The sequence below is a fragment of the Pseudolactococcus insecticola genome, assembly GCF_011170065.1.
Lineage (GTDB): Bacteria > Bacillota > Bacilli > Lactobacillales > Streptococcaceae > Pseudolactococcus > Pseudolactococcus insecticola.
Genome location: NZ_BLLH01000027.1, coordinates 1 through 518 on the forward strand (window position 1 = coordinate 1; position 518 = coordinate 518).

Annotated in this window: 1 protein-coding gene; it reads left to right on the top strand. The window is 44.6% G+C overall.

What is annotated here, in order from left to right:
• Nucleotides 1–518: hypothetical protein (locus tag Hs20B_RS09615; RefSeq protein WP_371863855.1), on the top strand; the 518-nt coding region annotated here is incomplete at both ends.

Consider the following 518-nt stretch of genomic DNA (forward strand, 5'->3'; position numbering starts at 1 on the left):
TCAGAAGATAGCGATTCAACAGAAGACTCAGATTCATCCGAAGATAGCGATTCAACAGAAGACTCAGATTCATCCGAAGATAGCGATTCCACTGAGGATTCAGATTCCTCAGAAGACAGTGATTCAACGTATGACTCAGACTCCAATGCTGGTAGAGACTCTACTGAGGTGAGTGATTCGACTGAGGATAGCGATTCGACAGAAGACTCAGATTCATCCGAAGATAGCGATTCAACAGAAGACTCAGATTCGAGCGAAGACAGCGATTCCACTGAGGATTCAGACTCCTCAGAAGATAGCGATTCAACAGAAGACTCAGATTCATCCGAAGATAGCGATTCAACAGAAGACTCAGATTCATCCGAAGATAGCGATTCCACTGAGGATTCAGATTCCTCAGAAGACAGTGATTCAACGTATGACTCAGACTCCAATGCTGGTAGAGACTCTACTGAGGTGAGTGATTCGACTGAGGATAGCGATTCAACAGAAGACTCAGATTCATCCGAAGATAGCGA